This window comes from Paraburkholderia dipogonis, from assembly GCF_046027395.1.
In the GTDB taxonomy this organism is placed as follows: domain Bacteria; phylum Pseudomonadota; class Gammaproteobacteria; order Burkholderiales; family Burkholderiaceae; genus Paraburkholderia; species Paraburkholderia dipogonis_A.
On sequence record NZ_JAQQEG010000002.1, the window covers coordinates 194,428 to 214,928 of the forward strand.

General features: G+C 61.1%; 21 protein-coding genes. 12 read left to right on the plus strand and 9 right to left on the minus strand.

Features of this window, described 5'->3' with window-relative positions:
* Positions 1-71 precede the first annotated feature (71 nt).
* Positions 72-1,337 carry an MFS transporter gene (locus PQR32_RS03175; protein WP_408222175.1) on the plus strand — a complete coding sequence of 422 codons (1,266 nt, stop codon included), beginning with the start codon at positions 72-74 and terminating at the stop codon, positions 1,335-1,337.
* 329 nt (positions 1,338-1,666) lie between these two features.
* Here PQR32_RS03175 and PQR32_RS03180 read toward each other — a convergent pair whose 3' ends face one another.
* On the minus strand, positions 1,667-2,701 hold the full coding sequence (locus PQR32_RS03180; protein WP_408222177.1) for a nitrilase family protein: 1,035 nt from the start codon (positions 2,699-2,701) through the stop codon (positions 1,667-1,669).
* A 197-nt stretch (positions 2,702-2,898) separates the two neighbouring features.
* Entirely contained in the window at positions 2,899-3,366 is a 468-nt protein-coding gene (locus PQR32_RS03185) for a winged helix-turn-helix transcriptional regulator (protein WP_408222179.1), read from the minus strand.
* Between the two features lie 286 nt (positions 3,367-3,652).
* On the opposite strand from PQR32_RS03185, the gene PQR32_RS03190 reads away from it, so the two are divergent.
* From PQR32_RS03190 to PQR32_RS03215, 6 genes are all read left to right on the plus strand, one after another.
* Complete coding sequence (locus PQR32_RS03190; protein WP_408222181.1) at positions 3,653-4,978, plus strand: urea ABC transporter substrate-binding protein; 1,326 nt, start codon at positions 3,653-3,655, stop codon at positions 4,976-4,978.
* Positions 4,979-4,995: 17 nt separating this feature from the next.
* The gene (locus tag PQR32_RS03195) at positions 4,996-5,862 is read left to right on the plus strand and encodes a branched-chain amino acid ABC transporter permease (protein WP_408222183.1); all 867 of its coding nucleotides are present in this window, start codon (positions 4,996-4,998) and stop codon (positions 5,860-5,862) included.
* A 10-nt stretch (positions 5,863-5,872) separates the two neighbouring features.
* The gene (locus tag PQR32_RS03200) at positions 5,873-7,744 is read left to right on the plus strand and encodes an ABC transporter permease subunit (RefSeq protein WP_408222185.1); all 1,872 of its coding nucleotides are present in this window, start codon (positions 5,873-5,875) and stop codon (positions 7,742-7,744) included.
* On the plus strand, positions 7,728-8,426 hold the full coding sequence (locus tag PQR32_RS03205; protein WP_408222187.1) for an ABC transporter ATP-binding protein: 699 nt from the start codon (positions 7,728-7,730) through the stop codon (positions 8,424-8,426). Before PQR32_RS03200 ends, PQR32_RS03205 begins: the two co-directional genes overlap by 17 nt.
* A gap of 96 nt (positions 8,427-8,522) precedes the next feature.
* Positions 8,523-9,926, plus strand: a complete 1,404-nt coding sequence (locus PQR32_RS03210) for an amidase (RefSeq protein ID WP_408222189.1) — start codon at positions 8,523-8,525, stop codon at positions 9,924-9,926.
* 39 nt (positions 9,927-9,965) lie between these two features.
* On the plus strand, positions 9,966-10,355 hold the full coding sequence (locus PQR32_RS03215) for a tautomerase (RefSeq protein WP_408222191.1): 390 nt from the start codon (positions 9,966-9,968) through the stop codon (positions 10,353-10,355).
* 107 nt (positions 10,356-10,462) lie between these two features.
* Here the strand turns inward: PQR32_RS03215 and PQR32_RS03220 are convergent, their stop codons facing one another.
* The 5 genes from PQR32_RS03220 to PQR32_RS03240 form a co-directional block, all read right to left on the minus strand.
* Positions 10,463-10,717, minus strand: coding sequence for a hypothetical protein (locus PQR32_RS03220; RefSeq protein WP_408222193.1), 255 nt, complete (start codon positions 10,715-10,717; stop codon positions 10,463-10,465).
* A gap of 594 nt (positions 10,718-11,311) precedes the next feature.
* A complete protein-coding gene (locus tag PQR32_RS03225; RefSeq protein WP_408222195.1) occupies positions 11,312-11,761 on the minus strand; it encodes a DUF2501 domain-containing protein in 450 nt (149 codons plus the stop codon).
* Between the two features lie 386 nt (positions 11,762-12,147).
* Positions 12,148-13,458, minus strand: a complete 1,311-nt coding sequence (locus PQR32_RS03230; protein ID WP_408222197.1) for an SUMF1/EgtB/PvdO family nonheme iron enzyme — start codon at positions 13,456-13,458, stop codon at positions 12,148-12,150.
* A 129-nt stretch (positions 13,459-13,587) separates the two neighbouring features.
* Entirely contained in the window at positions 13,588-14,391 is an 804-nt protein-coding gene (gene fnr / locus PQR32_RS03235; RefSeq protein ID WP_408222199.1) for a fumarate/nitrate reduction transcriptional regulator Fnr, read from the minus strand.
* 250 nt (positions 14,392-14,641) lie between these two features.
* Positions 14,642-15,109 (minus strand): universal stress protein, encoded by a 468-nt coding sequence (locus tag PQR32_RS03240; protein ID WP_408222201.1) that lies wholly within the window; start codon positions 15,107-15,109, stop codon positions 14,642-14,644.
* Positions 15,110-15,400: 291 nt separating this feature from the next.
* On the opposite strand from PQR32_RS03240, the gene PQR32_RS03245 reads away from it, so the two are divergent.
* A complete protein-coding gene (locus PQR32_RS03245) occupies positions 15,401-16,090 on the plus strand; it encodes a FadR/GntR family transcriptional regulator (protein ID WP_408222203.1) in 690 nt (229 codons plus the stop codon).
* 133 nt (positions 16,091-16,223) lie between these two features.
* Here the strand turns inward: PQR32_RS03245 and PQR32_RS03250 are convergent, their stop codons facing one another.
* Positions 16,224-16,817, minus strand: a complete 594-nt coding sequence (locus PQR32_RS03250) for an acyl-homoserine-lactone synthase (protein ID WP_408222205.1) — start codon at positions 16,815-16,817, stop codon at positions 16,224-16,226.
* A gap of 153 nt (positions 16,818-16,970) precedes the next feature.
* Here PQR32_RS03250 and PQR32_RS03255 point away from each other — a divergent pair, with 153 nt between their 5' ends.
* Positions 16,971-17,288 (plus strand): helix-turn-helix domain-containing protein, encoded by a 318-nt coding sequence (locus tag PQR32_RS03255; protein ID WP_106276804.1) that lies wholly within the window; start codon positions 16,971-16,973, stop codon positions 17,286-17,288.
* Here the strand turns inward: PQR32_RS03255 and PQR32_RS03260 are convergent.
* Complete coding sequence (locus PQR32_RS03260) at positions 17,272-17,976, minus strand: helix-turn-helix transcriptional regulator (protein WP_408222453.1); 705 nt, start codon at positions 17,974-17,976, stop codon at positions 17,272-17,274. The genes PQR32_RS03255 and PQR32_RS03260 overlap by 17 nt on opposite strands.
* 570 nt (positions 17,977-18,546) lie before the next feature.
* On the opposite strand from PQR32_RS03260, the gene PQR32_RS03265 reads away from it, so the two are divergent.
* The 3 genes from PQR32_RS03265 to PQR32_RS03275 are packed head-to-tail and all read left to right on the plus strand — an operon-like array spanning position 18,547 to position 20,446.
* Positions 18,547-18,780, plus strand: a complete 234-nt coding sequence (locus tag PQR32_RS03265) for a hypothetical protein (RefSeq protein WP_408222207.1) — start codon at positions 18,547-18,549, stop codon at positions 18,778-18,780.
* 9 nt (positions 18,781-18,789) lie between these two features.
* On the plus strand, positions 18,790-19,488 hold the full coding sequence (locus PQR32_RS03270; protein WP_408222209.1) for a dihydrodipicolinate synthase family protein: 699 nt from the start codon (positions 18,790-18,792) through the stop codon (positions 19,486-19,488).
* Positions 19,489-19,504: 16 nt separating this feature from the next.
* On the plus strand, positions 19,505-20,446 hold the full coding sequence (locus tag PQR32_RS03275) for an SMP-30/gluconolactonase/LRE family protein (protein WP_408222211.1): 942 nt from the start codon (positions 19,505-19,507) through the stop codon (positions 20,444-20,446).
* Positions 20,447-20,501: the final 55 nt, after the last annotated feature.

Here is a 20,501-nt window from a genome sequence, read left to right on the forward strand (position 1 = left end):
TATTTCAATTGTCGCATATTGAGCAGCTCATTAGGATGGCTTTTTCATATCCGTCCTGAGAACTCCATTCGATGAACTCATCCGCCGAAAATCCCGCTGGCGTTGTCGCGACGCAGGAGGCCGACAGCCGGCAGCAACTCACTCCGTGGCTCACCCTGTTCTTTGCAACCGCGGTGGGCGTGATCGTGATGAATCTGTTTGCCGCGCAACCGTTGACCGGCGCGATCGGCCGCAGTCTGCACCTTGCCCCTGAATTAGCGGGCCTCGTCGCCATGCTTCCGCAACTCGGCTACGCGGCTGGGCTGGTGCTGCTGGTGCCGTTGTGCGATTTGCTGGAGAACCGCCGTTTGATCGTTCGGACGCTCGCGTGCTGCGCCGGTTTTCTCGCCATCGCGATGATCACTGATTCGCGAGGCGTGTTTCTGCTCGCCGTATTCCTGGCCGGCGCGGCATCCAGCGTGATTCAGATGCTGGTGCCGATGGCGGCGTCGATGGCATCGGAAAGCCACCGTGGGAGGGCCGTCGGCAACGTGATGAGCGGTCTGATGTTCGGCATTCTATTGTCGCGCCCGGCCGCGAGCGTGATCGCCGGGGCGGTCGGCTGGCGTGCCTTCTACGGCCTTGCCGCGTTGATCGACGTGCTGCTCGCAGTCGTTCTCTACATGAAGCTGCCCGCGCGCCTGCCGGTTGCCGCTACGCGCTACCCGGCGTTGCTGCGCTCGTTGTGGACCTTGCTGCGAACCGAGCCGGTGTTGCAGCGAAACGCGGCATCGGCGGCGTTGGTGATGGGTGCGTTCAGCGCGTTCTGGACCGCGATCGGCTTGCGACTTGCGCAGCCGCCGTTCAGCTTCGATATGAATGGCATTGCGCTATTCGCGCTCGCGGGCGCGGCGGGCGCGATCGTGACGCCGCTCGCGGGCCGTGCGGGCGACCGTGGGGCCGGTCGCACGGCGCTGATAGCAGGCCATCTGATCATGCTCGTCGCTCTAGTGGTCATCGGCGTAGCAGGTGCTGGCTGGGCCGGCTTCCCGATTGGCAACCATCCGGTGCTGGCGGTTACGCTGCTGGTCGCGGGCGCGGCCGCGCTCGATGCCGGCGTGGTCACCGACCAGACGTTAGGCCGCCGCGCGATCAACCTGATGAATCCCGCCGCGCGCGGACGGCTCAACGGGCTGTTTGTCGGCGTATTTTTTGTCGGCGGCGCGTTGGGTGCGATGTGTTCGGGCGTGGCATGGTCGTTGGCTGGCTGGACCGGCGTCTGCGTGGTGGGTTTTGTGTTTACCGGCGTCGCGTTTGTTCTCAGGCTGATTGGGGTGGTTCGCGGCACCGGTGTCTGATTCGCTGTTATGTGGAGGTGTCTCCCGCTCCAGCGGTCTGACCGCTAGCGGGATGGTGACCATCGCCCGCTGCAGACCGTGCTTGTCGTTGCATCCGGGGCTCGTGCCGAGGAACGATGGTTGCTCGTGCGTAGACAACATGATGCGGCCTTATTAAAGGCCTCAACCGTGTTGACGAGCTTATGCCGCGGGGTGTCGCGGGTCAGCTTCGGCCTAAACGCATGAAGATCCCAGGCGCCGGTCAGGACGGTGTTCGTGCAGCGCGCGGTTCCGAACGAAGGCAGCCTGGCCTCCGGCGCCATCGTTCGAATGCGTACCGTCGATGTCACTTACCGTGGGTGCGGCTTGGCGCCGATGTAGCCCAGCATCTGATCGTAAAGATCCGTCCGGCGGTCACGGTGCAAATCGTTGTTCTGATTCCAGATTGGAGCGGTGCGAGTTTTGGTCAGGTCGATATCGGCGTAGAGAATGGTGTCTTCATCCGGACCTGCGATCCGGCCGATCGGCCAGCCATTAGTGCTGGCGATAATCGAATTGCCCATGAATCCGGCACCACGCTCCACACCGACCCGATCCGCCGTGGCGATGAACACGTTGTTGGAGTGTGCTGCCGCTATGGTCAGATAGGCCGCCATGCAAACGCCACTTTCATCATAAAGCGGCGGCGGCGTCCACACCCAATTGGTCGGAATACAGATAATGTCCGCGCCCATCTGCGCGACGATACGCGCGTTTTCCGGGAACCAGATGTCCCAGCATACCAGCAGCCCGATCCGGCCAATGCGCGTTTCGAACACCGAATAGCCTTCATTGCCTGGCGTGAACCACAGCTTCTCATTGTTCCAAAGATGCGTCTTGCGGTAGCGGCCGATATACCCCTCGGGTCCGACCAGCACCGCAGTATCGAACAACTGAAGACCATCCTGTTCGACCAGGCAGCCGACGATGAACACGTTATGCCGGGCGGCGAACTTCTCCCACTCTGAGACGGTTTGCCCACCCGGCACTGCTTGCGCGTGTGCGTACGCTTCTTCCCGGCCCGTAAAGCAGTAGCCAGTGGTCGCCAGTTCCGGCAACACGATCAACTGCGCACCAGCGTTGACAGCGGCGGTCAACCGCTGGCGTACGGAGGCCGCATTCGATTCGAGGTTTTCGACGCCCACTTGCGGGTCGAACTGCACGACAGCGACCTTTACCGGGCTGGCGCGCAGTTCGTCGCCGGCTTGCGGTTCTGCCGCTGTGATGGGGATATGGTTTGAATCAGTCATGGTTCGCCTCTCTCTGATGGTCCGGGTCTGTTGCTTGCCCGGATGGTTGCAAAATGAAACTCGAGTCAGGTTAGCAGTTGAAGTTTCAATTTGCAACTAGTGAGATGTCGTAGTGAGCGATGCGTTTGCAGCGATAGTTACGGGATCGTTTGACAAAGGGTGGAGACGGGCCGCCACTGCATTGATGGCGGCCCGTAACATGGAGGAGGGGAGAAATTCAGATTGGCGCTGTGCGCGAACCGCACTGCCGGGCGACGGCGTGACCCGGATTTCGAAACTTGCTACGACTGGGCTTAGCTAGCCACAGTAGTTTTAGCCCGCAACTTCTTCACGTAAGTTTCCGAAGACGCAACAGGTTGACCGTCGGCCGAGCGCAACACCATTCGCTGAATCGGCCGCCCGCTCTTTCGCTCGATCATCTTCGAATGGCGCTCGCCTTTGGCGAACAAGTGGTCTTCGCCCCATTGACGCAAGCCGACCACCACGGCAAATAAGCCCTCGCCCTTTGGAGTGAGCACATATTCCTGAAACGGGGTGCCGTCCGACGCCGGCGCCAGCTCGAGAATCCCTTCGGCGACCAGACTACGCAAGCGTTCCGTCAAAATGTTGCGGGCAATCCCCAGGCTTGCCTGAAATTCGCCGAAACGGCGCATGCCGTCGAATGCGTCGCGCACGATAAGCAGCGACCACTGGTCGCCAACCACGTCGAGTGCCCGCGCCATCGGGCAGTCGTCGCTTCTCAGGCTCCTTCGCTTAGCCATACTTTTTTTCTCCGTTCATCACCTGCGAATGCTTTGCACCGCGCGGGCAGCAGCATACGCGTATTGGTCCGACCTTCGGGTTGGATGCGTGGCCTGCGCAACCCGTATGAGCAGGCTCTCACCTCGGGTATTCACTAGTCTAGAGCGGTTTCGGCTCTTTACCTGTTTTCTCCAGTTGCAATTTTAAACCATCATGCCTACGATGATAATAGTTTCATTTTGAAACTGCGATGCGATCCTCCTCGCAATCCTTCCAATCCTCACTGCTCGTTTCCGGGAGAAGGCCATGACCGACCACTACCGTACCGAACCTAATCCGCCTTCCACCGCATGGGTGGCCGACGATTTGAGAGAAAGAAAAAAGCCTTACTACGACTACGCAGGCTTGAAGCGATGGAGGAGTGCGCTCGCGCGCTGTCTTTTTGGTCTGGCGATAGCTGCCGGCATGGGGGCTGCGGCTCATGCTGCCGAGCCGATCCGGATTGGCTCGATCTTTGACTTGACTGGCGGCTTGAACATCTACGGCATCCAGCAAAGGGAGGCCCTGCATCTTGCCGTCGCCGACATCAACAGCCGCGGAGGTGTCCTCGGCCAACCGGTGCAGATCGTGGAAAGCGACGCGCAATCCGAGCAGAGCAAGTACACCCAATACGCGAACACGATGATCATGCGCGACCATATCGCGGCGCTTTTTGCAGGGCTCACGAGTTCTTCACGCGAAGCGATCCGTCCGGTCGCACGGCGCAGCGATACGCTGTACTTCTATTCGTCGCTTTACGAAGGCGGCGTGTGCGATGGCAATACATTTATCACCGGTCCTTCTGCGTCGCAGCAGTTGAAAGTGTTGATCAAATGGTCCATCGAGCGGTACGGCAAGCGGATTTACATCATGGCGGCCGACTTTAACTTCGGCACGATTTCCGCCGCCTGGGTACGCGCTTATGCAAAGGAGTTCGGCGCGGAAGTCGTCGGCGCTGACTTTATTCCGCTCACGGTGACTGATTTCTCTTCGACGATTCAGAAGATCGAAGCAGCGCGCCCCGATTTCGTATTCGCGCTGCCGGTTGGCGCGAACCAGACGGGCTTTCTTGAGCAGTTCGCGGCAGCAGGTCTGAAGAAAAAGATCGGCGTCGTGTCGACCAACTTCGGTTCCGGCAATCAACAGGTGGTCGTCTCGCCTGACGCCAGCGACGGCATCGTTGTCTCGCTCTCTTATCTCGACGGCATCGACACACCACAAAACAGGGCCTTCAAGGCGAAGTGGCAGGCGGCCTATGGCACCACGGAGCCGATCGTGGAAGCCGCCGCCGACGTCTGGGATGCAGTCCATCTCTGGGCGGCCGCGGCCAACAAGGCAAACAGCGTGGAACCCGGCAAGGTCCGGCAAGCGCTGGAGAGCAACCTGAGCTTTGACGCACCGAACGGCCTCGCCACGCTGCAGGCCCGCTCGCATCATCTGAAGCAGAACATCTTTCTCGCGCGGGGCAATCGTGCGCGCGGCTTCGATGTAATCGCAGTGTATCCGTCCGTGGCACCGTCTTACGAAGATGAGAAGTGCGACCTGCTAAAGAACCCGCGCACGGCGACCCAATTCACATCGACTGGTTCCTGAGCACGAGGAGACGAGACATGGACACGGGATATCTGTTGCACGCGGTGGTAATGGCGCTATCGAGCGCCTCGATCCTGTTGATTGCGACTCTGGGACTGGCGGTGGTATTCGGGCTGATGGGCGTGGTCAATCTGGCGCACGGCGAATTCATCATGATCGGTGCCTATTGCGCGCTGTTCTCGTTCAGGGCCGGCCTGCCGTTTTTCGTCGCGGTGCTGGTGGCCGCGTTGGCGACCGCGTTGTTCGGCGCGGTCGTCGAACGGCTGATCGTACGCCGCTTATACGGGCGACTGCTGGACACCATGCTTGCGACATGGGGACTTAGCCTTGTCCTTTATCAGCTCGCGGTGGTGCTGTTCGGAGCGGTCACGCCCGGCATCGGCTTGCCGATGTCGAACGTGAGCATCGGCGGCTATGCCGTGGCGACTTATTCGCTCTTTCTGATCGGTGCGGCGACGGTCTTGTTCGCCGCATCGTACCTACTGCTGACGCGCACGGGGTACGGCCTGATGGCGCGCGCTGCGATCCAGGACCGTGCCACGGCGAGTGCCTTGGGTATCGAAGTCAGGCGCCTGAACACCGCGACATTCGCGCTGGGCGCCGGCCTTGCGGGCTTCGCGGGTGCGATCCTGCTGCCCTCGATTCCCGCTACGCCCAGTATGGGTTTCAGTTTCACTGTTAAAGCATTTCTCGCCGTGGTAGTGGGCGGCCCCGTTACCCTGGCCGGCACGCTCGCTTCGGCCGGAGGTCTCGGCGCGGCGGCGGGCCTCGCGTCGAGTTACTGGTCGGGCGTGGTCGGCGACCTGCTGTTCTTCTGCTCCACGATGGCCATTTTGCGCATGTTTCCCAAGGGCATTTCCGAACACTGGCGCCTCAAACTCTAAGGTGTAAAAGATGAATTTCGATTCAAGCACTCTTCACACCAGTTCGCGGCTGATCGAAGGTAACTGGTTGCGGGTCTGGAGTAGGTCGTGGTGGTGTCGGGTGGTTCTCGTCGGCGGTGCGGTGGCGACAGGTTCGATGTTTTTCGCGCCGTATTTCGCCAACGTGGCGACCTCGTGGCTCATCTTTGGGTTGCTGGGTCTGAGCCTCGATATTGTCTGGGGACGTATGGGTTTCCTCAGCCTCGGTCAAACAGCATTTTATGGAATTGGCGGTTATCTGGGCAGCCTGGCCGCGATCAACCTTGGCGGCGACAATCCCAGCATTCTTCTTTGGGCGCTGCCTGCCGGGGCAGCGTCCGGAGCACTGGCGGCCGCACTGATCGGCTGGATTATCTTCTATGGACGCATGGGTACGCTGCAAGGAACGATCCTCACGTACACGTTGGGTCTACTGATGTGGACCGGGACCGTTTCGCTCAACGCTACGGTCGGCCAGGCGGTGCTTGGCGGCGACAACGGCATGTCGAACATTCCCTCGATTGCATTTGCCGGCAATGCGTTGTTACCGTCCGCGCGGGCGATATTCGTCGGCGTGCTGGCTATTGCGCTGGTCGTTTATCTGGCGGTGCAGTGGATCATGCGCTCGCCGTTCGGCATGGTGATCGACTGTGTACGTCTAAACGAGCAAAAAGCCGAACTGCTCGGTTATGACGTGCGCCGGTATCAACTCACCGCCTTCTGTCTGTCGGGGTCGATCGCGGGGCTTGCCGGCGCGCTCTACGGCGGATGGGCGACTTACCTGAGCCCTTCGATTTTTAGCGTGCAGGAAGCCCTGCTCGTGCCGATCTACGTTCTGGTGGGCGGCATCGGCACGCTGGCCGGCCCGTTCGTCGGGGCGCTGGCGATCGGTGGACTGTCGTTCTGGCTTGGGGGCGGCACCGCGGGTGGCCAAACGACACTGGTGATGGGCGCGGCGCTGATCGGCCTCGTGCTGTTCATGCGCGGCGGCCTGCTCGGCGCGCTGAGGCGGCGTCGCGCAGCGGCGCCCAGCATAGGTGCGCAGGCCGGCAAAGGGGACGCAAGCGAGCAGTCCGTGCGGATCGATGCTGCGTTGCTGGCGCAACTGATGAAAAGCGGCGCCGCCAGCGTGCGGCCGGTATTGCTCGAGACGCATGCCATAGTCACGCGCTTCGGCGGCGTCGTACCGGTTGGGGGCATTACGCAAAGCTTCACCGCTGGCCGGGTGCGCTGCCTGATCGGCCCGAACGGCGCCGGCAAAAGCTCCTATTTGCGGTGTTGTACGGGTGTGTTTCCCGTTGACCAGGGACGCATCACGCTCGCTGGGCGGGATATCACGCGGGCAAAAACCTTCGAGCGGATCCGTGAAGGCGTGGGGATCAAGTTGCAGGCTCCGCAGGTGTTCAGCGAATTGACCGTGCGTGCCAACCTCTGGATCGCGGCCTATAGTGCGACGCGCGAAAAAGCTCGTGCTGACGAGGTCACCGAAAAAATGCTGACCATGCTCGCCATGATGTCGCACGCCGAACGGCTAGCGGGTGACCTCTCGCACGGCCAGCAGCAATGGCTGGATATCGGCATGGTGCTATGCCTGTCGCCGAAAGTCATTTTCCTCGATGAACCCGCTGCCGGCATGACCGGCGCAGATCGACGCGAACTCTCCGCGTTGATCCGCATCCTGTCGGAGTCGATCGCAGTCGTCGTGGTCGAACATGACATGGAATTCATCAAGACGCTGAATGCGAACGTGACTGTGTTGCATCAAGGACAAGTGTTTGCCGAAGGCGACATCGACACGCTTCGACAGGACGAGCGCATTCTCGATATCTACTTGGGGAGAAGAAAGCATGTTCGCCATTTCTGACGCGCGCGGCGGCTATCAGCAGACGATCATCCTGCGCGGCGCCTCGATCCAGGTCGAGGCTGCGGAAGTCGTCGCCCTTCTGGGCCGCAACGGAGCCGGCAAGACAACGCTGATGAAGTACTCAATGGGGCTTCTGGAACGGGTGGCCGGACATGTCGAACTGGGTGGCGTGCGACTGCCGCACGAGCCGTCCGTTCGCGCGAGGGCCGGGCTCGGCTACGTGCCCCAAGGGCGCTACGTGTTTCCGCGTCTGTCCGTGGTCGAGAATATCGCGGCGGTTGCCGCTGCGTTCGGCTTGTCGCGTGCCGATATGGTCGAGGAGATGCTCACCGAATTTCCGATGCTGCGGCAGAAAGCCCATGCGCTGGCCGGTTCACTGAGCGGCGGCCAGCAGCAGGTGCTGGCGATCGCGCGGGCGCTGGCAACACGGCCGAAACTCCTGATCCTGGACGAACCGACCGAGGGTGTTCAGCCGTCAATCGTCGAAGAAATCGCGGAGATACTGAAACGGCTCAATCGCGAGCGTGCGCTGGCGATCCTCGTGGCGGAACAGGACCTCGATTTTTGTCTTGGGCTGGCAAGCCGGGCTTATGTGATGGATCGCGGCACGGTGGTGCGTCAGGTATCGAGAAGTGAACTATTCGACGATCAACAGTTGCTGCAGGAGTTGCTCGGGGTTTGACGGCGTCGGCGCAAAAGCGCTTTGGATACGCCGTTGCCGAAGGGATTTCGTGAAAACGGCTATTAATTATGTTAGACATACTGAAGGAGCTTGAACTTGAACCATGTCATCATGCCGGCCCCTGCGTCATCGCTCGCAGCCGGTGGACCCCGGCTGACCATTGCACAGCAGTCCGCGCAGACCGAGGCCGGGGGCGTTACCAGCGCAGCGCGCGTGGACGCGTGTCTGGAGCGCATTGCCGACCCGCAAGGGGAAGGGCAGCGCGTCTTCATCAAGGTGTGGGACCAGCAGGCGCGTCAGGTGGCCGCTGCGCAGGACAGTCTGTTGAAGGCAGGTTACAGGGCCTCGCGGCTTGCCGGCGTGCCGGTGTCGATCAAGGACCTGCTGGACGTCAAAGGCGAGGTTACGCGTGCCGGATCTATCGCGCTGGACGACGCGCCTGCCGCAAGTTCAGACGCTCCGGTGGTGCAGCGACTGAAGGCCGCCGGCGCGGTGCTGGTTGGCAGAACCAACATGACGCAGTTTGCGTTTTCGGTGGTGGGTCTCAACTCGCACTTCGGTACGCCGGGTAATCCGTGGGACCGCAAGCGGATTCCTGGCGGCTCGTCGTCGGGCGCCGCGGTTTCGGTCGCCGACGACATGGCAACCGCTGCGATCGGTTCGGACACGGTAGGTTCGATTCGGGTGCCGGCGGCGCTTTGCGGCATCGTCGGATTCAAGCCGACTCAATGCACCGTGCCGTTGCGCGGGGCGATTCCGCTGTCCACCACGCTCGATTCGATCGGACCGATGGCTCATACCGTCGCCGATTGCGCGGAGGTCTACGCGGTGATCGCAGGCCAGGCCGCGCAGCCGCTCGACCTGGGGGTGAAGGGGTTGAGACTGGCGATACCGCGAGAAGTCGTGCTAGACGATCTCGACGCGGAGATTGCAAGCGTGTTCGAGCTGGCATGCAGCGCCATTTCGCAAGCGGGCGCGGCGCTCAGCACGGAGTCATTCCCGGCGCTCGCCGCCGTGCACGCGCTAAACGGAAACGGCGTGATCCAGCCGGCTGAAGCATTGAGCTGGCATCGAGAACTACTGCGGCGCAGGGCGCAGGACTACGACCCGCGCATCAGGGCGCGCATCGAGACCGGGCTGCGGATTCAGGCGAGCGATTACATTGCGATGCTGGAGCGCCGTCAACAGTTGATCGAAGCCTTTGACCACGCGACGAAACACTACGACGCGCTGGTCATGCCGACGGTTGCGATCGTGGCGCCTACCTTTGATGAGTGCGCGAATGCCGAGGATGCCATCCGGACTCGTCTGTTGCGCAACTCCGCTCCGTTCAACTTTCTGGATCGTTGCGCGATCTCGCTGCCGATTCATCGTCCGGGCGACGCACCGGTGGGCTTGATGCTGGTGGGCCGCCGTGGTGGCGACTGGGCATTGCTTAAGGTTGCCCACGCCATCGAGTCGCTCTTTCCCTCTTTCGCAAGCCGTGCTGAAGCGCGTTGATCGACGTGTGTCTTCAACTCAATTTCAAGGAACCATCCGATGCCGTACCTGCAACTCGACGTCAACGGCCAATACGCGACCGACGACAAGAAGCGCCTCGCCCGCCAGCTTTGCGAGACCTATTCGAACATGATGAGTGTCGATATCCGGCGCATCAGCATTGCCATTCGGGAAACCGGCGATGGCGGCGTGTGGCGCATGGTAAACGGCGAGCCCGTTCCAGTGTCGGTGCTAATGTGCGACATTCGCCGCGGGCGGTCGGCCGAATTACGGCTGGAAGTGGCCAAAGCACTATGCCGCGATTGCATTGAGATTCTCGGACTGCGCGAAGACCGCCTCAATGTCGAGTTCACCCAGCATTCCGGCGACGAGATGTATCACCCGACTCTGGGCGGCTATAGCCCGGAGTGGTCCGAGGGCGAGGCATGATCGACATCGTATGGGTGGCTCGAGTTCGCGCCGGTCGCCGTTGAATCAGCAAGTGTCCGTCGCCCGATCGTGGCGAGCACCGTAAGGGCGGCGGCTCTGAAACGCTTTTACTCTACGATACCGATCAAATCGTCAATGTCCTTCTGGATACGCATCTGTGCCTCTCTTACGGCGGCATCACGTGTGTTGGCAATGAGTGGGAGCATTAACCCCGAACCTTTGAATTCGGCTTCGAAATGCACCCATGCCGCGTACGCGCAAACACCGGAGGCTTTTTGCACGAGGTTGACTGTGACGTCGTATGTGCGTCGCTTGCCATGCTTGCGGGTGTACTGAAAACGGCTTAACACTGGTTTGTACATCACGTTTCCTCGGTTTGGTTGTTTCTGTTTCCGCATTTCGCATTGACGTGCAATTTGCCCGGAGGCAACCGTCAACCGTGTCGCACGCGTTTTCCGGATGCTGCTATTGCTGTTTTTCCTCCCGTTCCGATGATCGACTGAAAGGGGACCGGGGCATGGGCACGCCATCTACAAAAGCGCTTGCACAGCGCACGGCGAACTCATATGCGCAGTTCCGGCTTGCGAACTGACCAAGGTCACCCAATGAGACAGATTCACCGTCTTCTTTAAGAATGCAGGCCCGAGCTACGAATGTATTGCCATGCCTTACGGTCGATGCCTGAATCGCTGCGCCACGGTGAATTAGAACCATAGCTGGCCTCCGATCACAGATGATAGAAAGGCAATTGTAATGTCGTCGTTCGCACCTGTGGTGATTGTTACCTTTCCACATAAGGCGCTTAAGTGTGACGGCAGCCGAGGCGGCCGTTGGCGATACGGATTGCGCTGTGAGGGGCAACAGAGGCGTCTGTTGCGACGAGACGCTCACGTCTGAAATTGCAATGCCGCCCGCCTGCACGGATTGCATGAGGCCCGGCGCGGGCCATCACCTGCCTACAATAGAGATTTCCCTTGAGCGAGAATCTTGTCGCAGACCTGTTTCGTGATCTGCTCTTTCAAACCTCCGCCGCTCAGGTCAACCTGCTTCCCGTCACCGCTATTCAGGATGCCCTTGGCACCGTCGGTGTACCCGCTGTCGCTCGACGATGAACCGCCCGGCAGCTTGCTCATGAGTCCGTCTTTGACCGATGACGCGTTGCCGCCAAGGTAGTTGTTCTTGACACAAAATTCGAGCACGCCAGCGACGTTGCCAGTGCTGCTGGATGTTAGCGACTGCAGCGACAACCCGCTGCCTAAACTGCCGAGGCTGCCAAGTCCACCAGCGGCCCCGCCGTTTCCACCTTGATTGAGAAGGCCGCCGAGTTGGGCGTGAGCGGTTGAAAAATACAGCAGTGCAGTGATCAAGAGCCAATTGGCCCCAGTGCGACGTCTGCGCGCGATCATGGAAGACCCCTTTCCAAGGAGTGAAGGCAGTCTTCACTATAGTGCCTTGCGGACGTACCGCGGGCGTTCTCTCGACGCGTCAACCGAGCGGGCTTCTCCAGGCTCGCTGCAGCTAGTACGCGGGGGATACGTTGGGTCATGGTCGATACAGGGCCTTCCATGCTGATTCGTCCCGATGCCTGAATCGCTAGAGCCGGCGAGAAGAACAGCATGGACGGATTGGAGGAAGCACTCCGTCGCTGGTTAGAGTGACTGTGAATAGCGCTGGGCCCAACGTAGGACTTCAGCTCATTTTGCCGCTCTTGCCCTGGCGCCGGCTGCGCTGTATCTGCCGCGGAGCAAAGCATAAGTCGGAGTTCTTCGATCAACTTATGCTTTATTTACCATCACCTCACACACCGAAACCCCGCATACACATACTGATAATGCGGCTGAAACCAATTCCGGAAAGCCGGCCGCAGCATGCACTGCGCGGTCCGTGCCGAACCGCCTTTGATCACGTAGTGCTGGCCATCGAAAAAGTTGGCTGAATAGCCGAGATAAAACGGAAAGGCTTCGAAGCCGGGCAGCGCGTCGAACACCGTCGAGGTCCATTCCCAACCATTGCCGAATTGACCTTCCACACCGAACGCGCTGACGTTATCCGGATGCGCGTCGACCGGTTGCGGATCCCAGCTACGAAAGTCGAAGTTACCGGACGCGGCGTGTGGCGCGCCGTGTGCCGCACGTTGCCATTGCGCCTCGGTGGGTAACGCTTTATCTGCCCAGCGCGCGTAGGCGCTGGCTTCGGCGTGACTCACGTACACGGGCCAGTCGAGCGGCAACGGGACTTCGTCGAACATGGTGCGCAACGTCCATGCGCCATCTTCGCCGCGTGCGTCGTGTCGCGACCAGCACGCGGGATGCCCGATATGCTCGGCTTCCTTCCACGCCCAATCCTTCTCCGACCACCACTTCGGTTCGCGATAGCCGCCTGCCTCGATGAACTCACGGAATGCACCGTTCGTCACCATATGGCGATCGATCTCGAAGGCGGGCACATCGACGCGCAATTCGCCGAACTCGTTGTCCCAACCGAAGCGGCCGCCGTCGCGCGGCATGCCGAGCACGGCCGTGCCGGCCGGTACGCTGACCATCGACGACAACGCGTCCCGCCGTTCCGCGCGCGTCACGACAGGCTCGCGCAATTCGGTGACCTTCTGCGCAAGCGGCAGTTGATGGAGCATGTACGCCAGCGTTTCAGCATGCATCAACCGATGCTCGATCGCGACGTTCAGCAGTTGCTCGGAGGCCTCGGCTTGCGCACCGTTGCGGCCGAGTTGCGCGGTTTGCGTCAGCGCATCGAGCTCGCGGTCGATCTGCTCGCGGGCGCGCAAGCCGTAGTCGCGAACGATGTCGAGCGACGGCCAGTCACTGGGTTGATCAGTCGGAAAACCACCGTCGACGGGATCGATGCCGAAGGCAAAAAGCTGGTCGAGGCGCGGATCGAACGCCGGCAGGTCGCACAGACGTTGATCGAAAAGATTACGATCGAAAGCTTCCAGATGGCCGATGTAAAACACGATCCGGTGGCGTTCACGGATCGGCCGTTCATACAGAAACTCAGGTTTGACGATGGAAAACAATGCGTCAGTCACTTGACGCGCTTCGATCAGCCGCTGGACGAGCGGGTGATGCGGGGCGGGGTCGCGATTCATTCGCCGGGTCTCCTTGCGGGGGACGGACTAAAGACTGTACCCGCTCGCAGGAGCCATGCCAAGACGAAAGCGCGTGAAAAAGAACGTGGGCGGGGACGCGGCGGCGAGGGCCGGGCTCCCGCGAGCCGCCTAGACTTGCCGCAGGCCGTCCAGATCGACGATCCGGATGTGCTTGCCCTGCGTGTCGATCAGGCCGCGCTTTTGAAATCTTGACAGGGTGCGGCTGACGGTTTCGAGCGTCATGCCGAGGTAGCTGCCCATGTCCTCGCGCGTCATGCGCAGATTGAATTCCGCCGACGAATAGCCTCGCCGCGCATTGCGCTCGGAGACGTCGAGCAGGAATGCCGCGACCCGCTCGTCCGCCGAGAGCGAGCCGAGCACCATCATCTGCGCGGCTTCGCGGACGATCTGCTCGCCCAGCAGTTTGTGCATGCGTTCCTGCATCGAACTGATTTCTCGGCACAGCGACTTGAGCGCAGTGTAGGGGACGATGCAAACCGTGCTGTCTTCGAGGGCGAGCGCGCTGCAAGCGTGTACATCGTCGCTGATGCCGTCGAGGCCGAGCGCTTCGCCGGCGAGCCGCAAACCGGTGACCTGTTCGCGGCCGTCGCGGTGCGCCATGACGGTTTTCATCGAACCGGAGCGCACGGCGTAAATGCTGTCGAAGCGGTCGCCGCTGCGATACAGCGCTTCGCCGCGCTGAACGGAGCGCGCGGAACAGATGAGCGTTTCGAGTTTCATCAGTTCGTCGGGCGACAAACCTTGGGGCATGCAGAGCTGCCGCATCGCGCAGCTCGAACAGCGCGCGGCGGAGCGTGCGCTTGCTCGTGACGGCGCCGCACGGCGGCTGCCACGCGCCGGCGATGAACTTGCGACAGAGGCTGCGGAATCGGCAGTGCCGGCGGAGCGCGTAACAGCGATAGGAGTGAGCATGTTCTGCAGCCGGTGGTCAAGGTAATGACAGATTGTCCCACCGGCCACGCTGCCCGCTTCGCGGCAAAACGACGCGTTCGGGCAGTCAGGCGTGTTGAGCAATGTCACACCGGCGTCGGTGAATTTGTGTATGGACTGCTATGGAGTGTGAACAGGCAGACCCTGCCCACACTTTGGCAGAAAGGAGATCGGCAAACCTGGCGCACCTGCCGCCGAAGTACAGCGCGCATTGCGCCCCGCGCGGCGCTCATCAATCCGCGTCGCCGGACTTGCCCGCGGCGGATGGGATCAACAACACGGGCAAGCTCGCCTGCCGCACGCAGCGCTCGGCGACACTGCCGAGAATCAGGCGCTGAAAACCGCGCCGTCCGTGTGTGCCCATGACCAGCAGGTCGGCGTTGAAATCGGCCGCGGCCTTGAGCACGACCACCGAAACATCGTCGATCGTGGATGCCTCGCCCACCACGAGCTCGCCCTTCACGCCTTGCTCGGTCATTGCGTTGGCGAATTCGGCGCCGAGTTCCTTGCCCTCTTCGACGAGCCGGTTACGCAAGATGGATGGGTCGTAGCCGGGCGCTTCGAAATACATCGGCGTGTTTTCGACGACATAGAACGGCTGCAAGATCGCGCCGCTGGATTTGGCGAGCGCGAGCGCTGCTTCGAATGCACGGCGGGAGGTGTTGCTGCCGTCGACCGCTACGAGAATGCGTGTGTACATATCGACTCCGCGTCTGAAGGATCCGGATGCCGCAGCTGTTTCCAACCGGCTGGGCGCAATGAAGATTCATTGCTGATGCGAGCTTAAATGATCGCTGAAAAACACGCATTCGACCTGGATGTAAATCAAACTCTTGTCAAATTTTGCGATGGCGTCATTCTGTTCGGTAAGCGCCGGTGAGCAAGCATCGGCGGGACTTCGCTCCAATTTGCAGTGCATATCCGCGACCAGGATAAGGCCGGGTTTGCCTTACAATTACAGCCTACTCAGACAAGCTGCTTCAGTCCGCTGATGAACGAGCGCAAAACGACGGGCTTGCCCGACAAGATCTACGGCGACATTCTCAACCGCATTGTCGAAGGCGAGTACAAGGAAGGCGAGCGCTTGCCGACCGAGCATGCGCTGGCCGAGCGGTTTGCGACGTCCAGGCCGACGGTGCGCGAAGCCTTGGCGCGCTTGCGGGCGGACGGCATCATCATGACGCGGCACGGATCGGGCACGACGGTCGCGCGGCGGCCGGATCCGGACGTGCGCCGCTTCGCGCCGCTCGAAACGCTGTCCGACATCCGCCGCTGCTATGAATTTCGCATGGTGACAGAAGCGGGCGCGGCGGAGCAGGCGGCGCTCAAAGCCGACGCCGACGACATCGCGGCCATCCAGCACGCCTGGGACCAGTTGGAGCGGATCATCGAGACCCAGGGAATCGGCGCGAAAGACGACTTCATGTTCCACCTTGCAGTGGCGCGCGCGTCGAAGAACCCGTTTTTCATCACGGTCATGTCGTTCATCGAGGAACAGATCCTGTTCAGCATGAACCTGTCGCGCAATCTTTCGCTGGTGAAGACGGTGGCGCGGCAGCGGCTCGTGCAGGCCGAGCATAGGGCTGTGCTCGAGGCGATCCGCCGCAAGGACGCGCCGGGCGCTGCAAGCGCCATGCGAGCGCATCTCGAGAACGCGCTCGAACGAATGTTCGGCTCCTGAGTTTCCGCGCGCTGTTGCCGCGCGGCGGGGCCGCAGCGCCATCGGGCCACCTGCCGCGGTAATTCCCGCAGGGTACGACAGGGCGTAGAACCTGCCGCTTTCGCGGCAGCGAACCGGCGGCGAAGTAAAGCAGCTAAGCAGCGGCGGCCATCGGTCCGAACAGCGCGGTACGGGTCTTGGGACTCACGGCGATATCCAGCGCCACCGCCCGCTCCACGCCGATCTGCAACGGCGAGCCGAGCCGGCTGATGTCGATGCCGGTCTTGCGCAGCAGCCGCTCAATCGGCGTGGTGGTCACGGTGACGTAACGCGTGATGCCCATCTGGTCGGCGAACGTCACGAGTTCGTGAATCGCCTGCATGGTCAGGTCCGCAAAGCCGAACGATTGCTCCTCGCCGCCGGTTTCGATCGCGAACCGGCTCAATTCCCAGATGTGCCGCCCAGCCGGCGCCGCCGCGCCATGCAGCAACTGCGGGAACGTGTCCTTCAGCATGTTGGGGCCCTCGGTCGGCATCAGGCGCCAACAGCCGCGCACTTGGCCGTCGTCGGCCTGGATCAGCATGTAATGCGGCCCGAGCGCGTCATAGCCGTCGATCTCCATGCCCGCGATGGTCGGGATATCCCACCCAAGCCGACCGTGAAACACCCGCGCGCGCAGGCGATACATCTCGTTAATGTCGGCGTTGTCGAATTCCTGACGCATTCCAATCCGGATTGCTGTTTGCATGACGTTCTCCTGAACGTGTTGGGGTACCCAATACGCAAGAAAACTTATGCATTTTGAATGTTTCCGCCACCTACCTACCTGGATAGGTGTGCATGCTTATCGGGTAACGCAAAATTCGAGACAAGCACCGCACTCAACCGAAAGGACCGAAAAATGGAACTCCTCGAAAATCATTGGCAACCGCAAACCGGCCTTCAAACCCGCCCGGCGGAGCCTTCCACGGCGGTGGACCGCGTTCTGATCATTGCTTACCGCAAAAAGAAAAAAGAGAGCCAACGCCGTTTCTGGGCCCGCTTCGGCGTGACGCAGTCGCGCGGCAGCCGGTTCGAGTCGGGTGCCGAAATCCCGGCGCCGGTGTCGATCCTGCTGGGCCTGTACTTCACCAAAACCGTGTCCGACGCCGATCTGGGCCGCGCCGAGCGCGTACTCTACAGCCGCGACGCCGCCGCCTTGCTCAACCCGGGTCAATAAGCCCAAGCTGGGCTGCAATCACGGCCGCCGCACGCCGCGAATTCACACCGAATTTCGTCCTGATGTTCTTCATGTGGAAGTTCACCACGGCTTCCGAACAGTTCAGGATGTGGGAGATTTCCCAGGTGGATTTGCCGCGTGCGGTCCATTTCAGGCATTCGCGTTCACGCGGCGTCAGCTTGGGCAGTAAGGTCTGAGCGTGCGTATTCAAATGCCGCTGGCTGGTATCGATTACAAGGTCGCGCAATAACACCAGATTTGGCAATGCCACGTTGATGTGGCGCCAGAACTCGTCGTTGGGATTGTTGTCATTGACGAAGCACATCATGCCGGCTTCCTGATTCGGTCCATGAATCGGCAATGTCACGCCGGCGCGCAACCCGTGCGCGCGAGCTTCTTCGTACATGGAAAGCTGTGGCGCGGTCGTGAAAATGTCCGGCGACCAGATCAGCGGCGTGGCGCGCGTCGCGCAATGCGCGACGGTCGGATCGATGTGAACCAGTCCCTGCTCATCATAAGTACGGCGCCAGGTGGGCGCGTACGTGCTGCGCACGTACGCGTCTTCCAGGCGAATGGTCGGGCGCGGCAGCATGGCGATCAAAAGCCTGTCGAAGCCCCACGTCTCGGCGAGGCCCGCGATTGCACCGAACCATTCCGCTTCGTCGGCGGCGTTCAGTAGCGGTGCCATCTGCTCGATAAAATGTAGCGACAATTTTTTCTCTCTCAGGCTCGCAAACATCCCGTTGCGGTCAATTGCGGTACGGCATTCCGTCCGGTGGTTTTTATCTTCACAATCTATCACTAAAAATTATTTCGCAAAGCCAGAAGTGATTTCTAACAGAATGGCGACGGCGGCGGTTTTGTGAGAATGCGAATGAATCGCTCTTTGTATCCGATTTTCTGACCGTATTAACATGCACTGATCGTTAATGTGGGTAATTTTCTCGTTGCAGCCGTATTGATGCCATTCATTGGCAACATTATTGTGAAAGCATTCTAATTAGCGGTCGCTGCCAAAATTTCAGTCAAAATCGCACTGATTGCCGATATTGAATGTTTGCGGGCTGCGGGTGCCACGACATAAAACGGCACGCCCCAAGCTCTATTGTCATACAAAAGCGACGCCGCGTAGTTCGCAACGTTCGCGATCACGCGATGAATTCGCGAAGCCGGGCTTGCCGCCTAGTTGTTTGACAACATTCCGAGCCCGATGCTACCTTGAGCGCTCCACGCTGTCCCGCTCCCGGTGTGAGGCATCATGAACGAATCCCCGATCCGCGAGGGCGAGTTCGCCGCTTCGGTCATGGCGGTGGCGCCGCTCGCCCGCCGCGCCGATTACACGCTCGACGCTCCGCAAAATCGCGCGCTGATCCGCCATATGGAGGGCGGCGGTGTGCGTACCTTGCTGTATGGCGGCAACGCGAACCTCTATCACATCGCTGTCAGCGAATATCGGGACTTGCTGGACCTTGCTGGCCGACGCCGCGGGTGAGGCACGCGCGTGATCCCGGCAATCGGCCCGGACTACGGAAAAATGTTGGATCAGGCGCGCATCCTCGCGCAAACCCGTTACCGGACGGCGATGGTGTTGCAGTTCGGCGGTTTCACGACGTCCGAAGGCGTCGAGGCGGGCCTCACGCGCATTGCCGACACGGCGGGCATGCCGCTCACGCTGTACGTCATCAAAAGCGAGAATTACGTGGATGTCGACGCATTGGCGCGCCTGATCGATCGCGGCACACTGATCGCCGTCGAATACGCGATCGTGCGCGCGAATCCGGCGGACGATCCGTATCTGCGCCGGCTTCTGCGGCACGTGCCTGCGGCCAGGGTGTCAGGCATGGGCGAAAGGCCGGCGCTCGTGCACCTGTGCGAATTCGGTCTCGCGGCATGGACCACCGGCTCAGGATGCATCGCGCCGCGCATGGTCATGGCCTTGCTGCAAGCGGCCAAATCCGGTGATCGCGAGACCGCGCAACGTCTTTACGACGCGTTCCAGCCGCTCGAAACTTTGCGCGACGACATCTCGCTGATCCGCGTGCTCCACGACGCCGTCACGTTGTCGAAGCTTGCCGACATGGGGCCGATTTTGCCGCTGCTCAGTTCGACGCCGCCCGAGCATCATGCGAAGATCGAGCACGCGACGCGGGCGCTGCTCGCGTTGGAGCACGAAATCGCGCAATCCAACCCCAACCCATGAACCTCAAATCAACAGCATGACCGACAACAGCCGACGCTATCCTGATCCCTCCATCCGCGTGCTCGATCCGCGTTTCAAATCGTTGATTCTGGCTTCCGCCTCCGTCGAGTGTCTGTATCAGGGCGCGCGCTGGTCCGAAGGTCCGGTCTGGTTCGGAGACGGACGCTATCTGCTGTGGAGCGACATTCCGAACGACCGCATCCTGCGCTGGGACGAACCGAGCGGCACGGTGTCGACGTTTCGCCAGTCGTCGAACAATGCCAACGGCCATACGCGCGACCGTCAGGGCCGCCTCGTCAGTTGCGAGCATCTGACGCGCCGCGTCACGCGCACCGAATACGATGGCTCGATCACCGTGCTCGCCGACCGCTATCGCGGCAAGCGCTTCAATTCGCCGAACGACGTGATCGTGAAATCGGACGGCTCGATCTGGTTCAGCGATCCGACCTTCGGCATCGACGGCTTCTATGAGGGCGAGCGGCAGGAGTCGGAACTGCCGGCGTGCGTGTACCGCGTCGACGGCCAATCCGGCGAAGTCACCGTCGTCGCCGACGACGTGCTGGGTCCCAACGGTCTGGCGTTCTCGCCGGACGAGTCGGTGCTGTATATCGTCGAATCGCGCGGCGAGCCGCGCCGCAAGATCCGTGCATTCGACGTCGAGGGCAGCGGCGGCGCGCTGTCGAACAACCGCGTGCTGATCGACGCGGGCCCAGGCACGCCGGACGGCTTTCGCGTCGACGTTCACGGCAATCTGTGGTGCGGCTGGGGCATGGGCACGGACGAACTCGACGGCGTGCGTGTTTTCACGCCGCAAGGCGAACCGCTCGGTCACATTGCATTGCCGGAGCGCTGCGCGAACGTATGCTTCGGCGGGCGGCATCGCAACCGATTGTTCATGGCGGCAAGCCACGGGCTCTATTCGCTCTATGTGAATACGCAAGGTGTGCAAGGTGGCTAGTTGCCTGACAAGTCGTCATCAGAGTTCATGAGGGGCTCCGGGTTTGCCCTTGGAT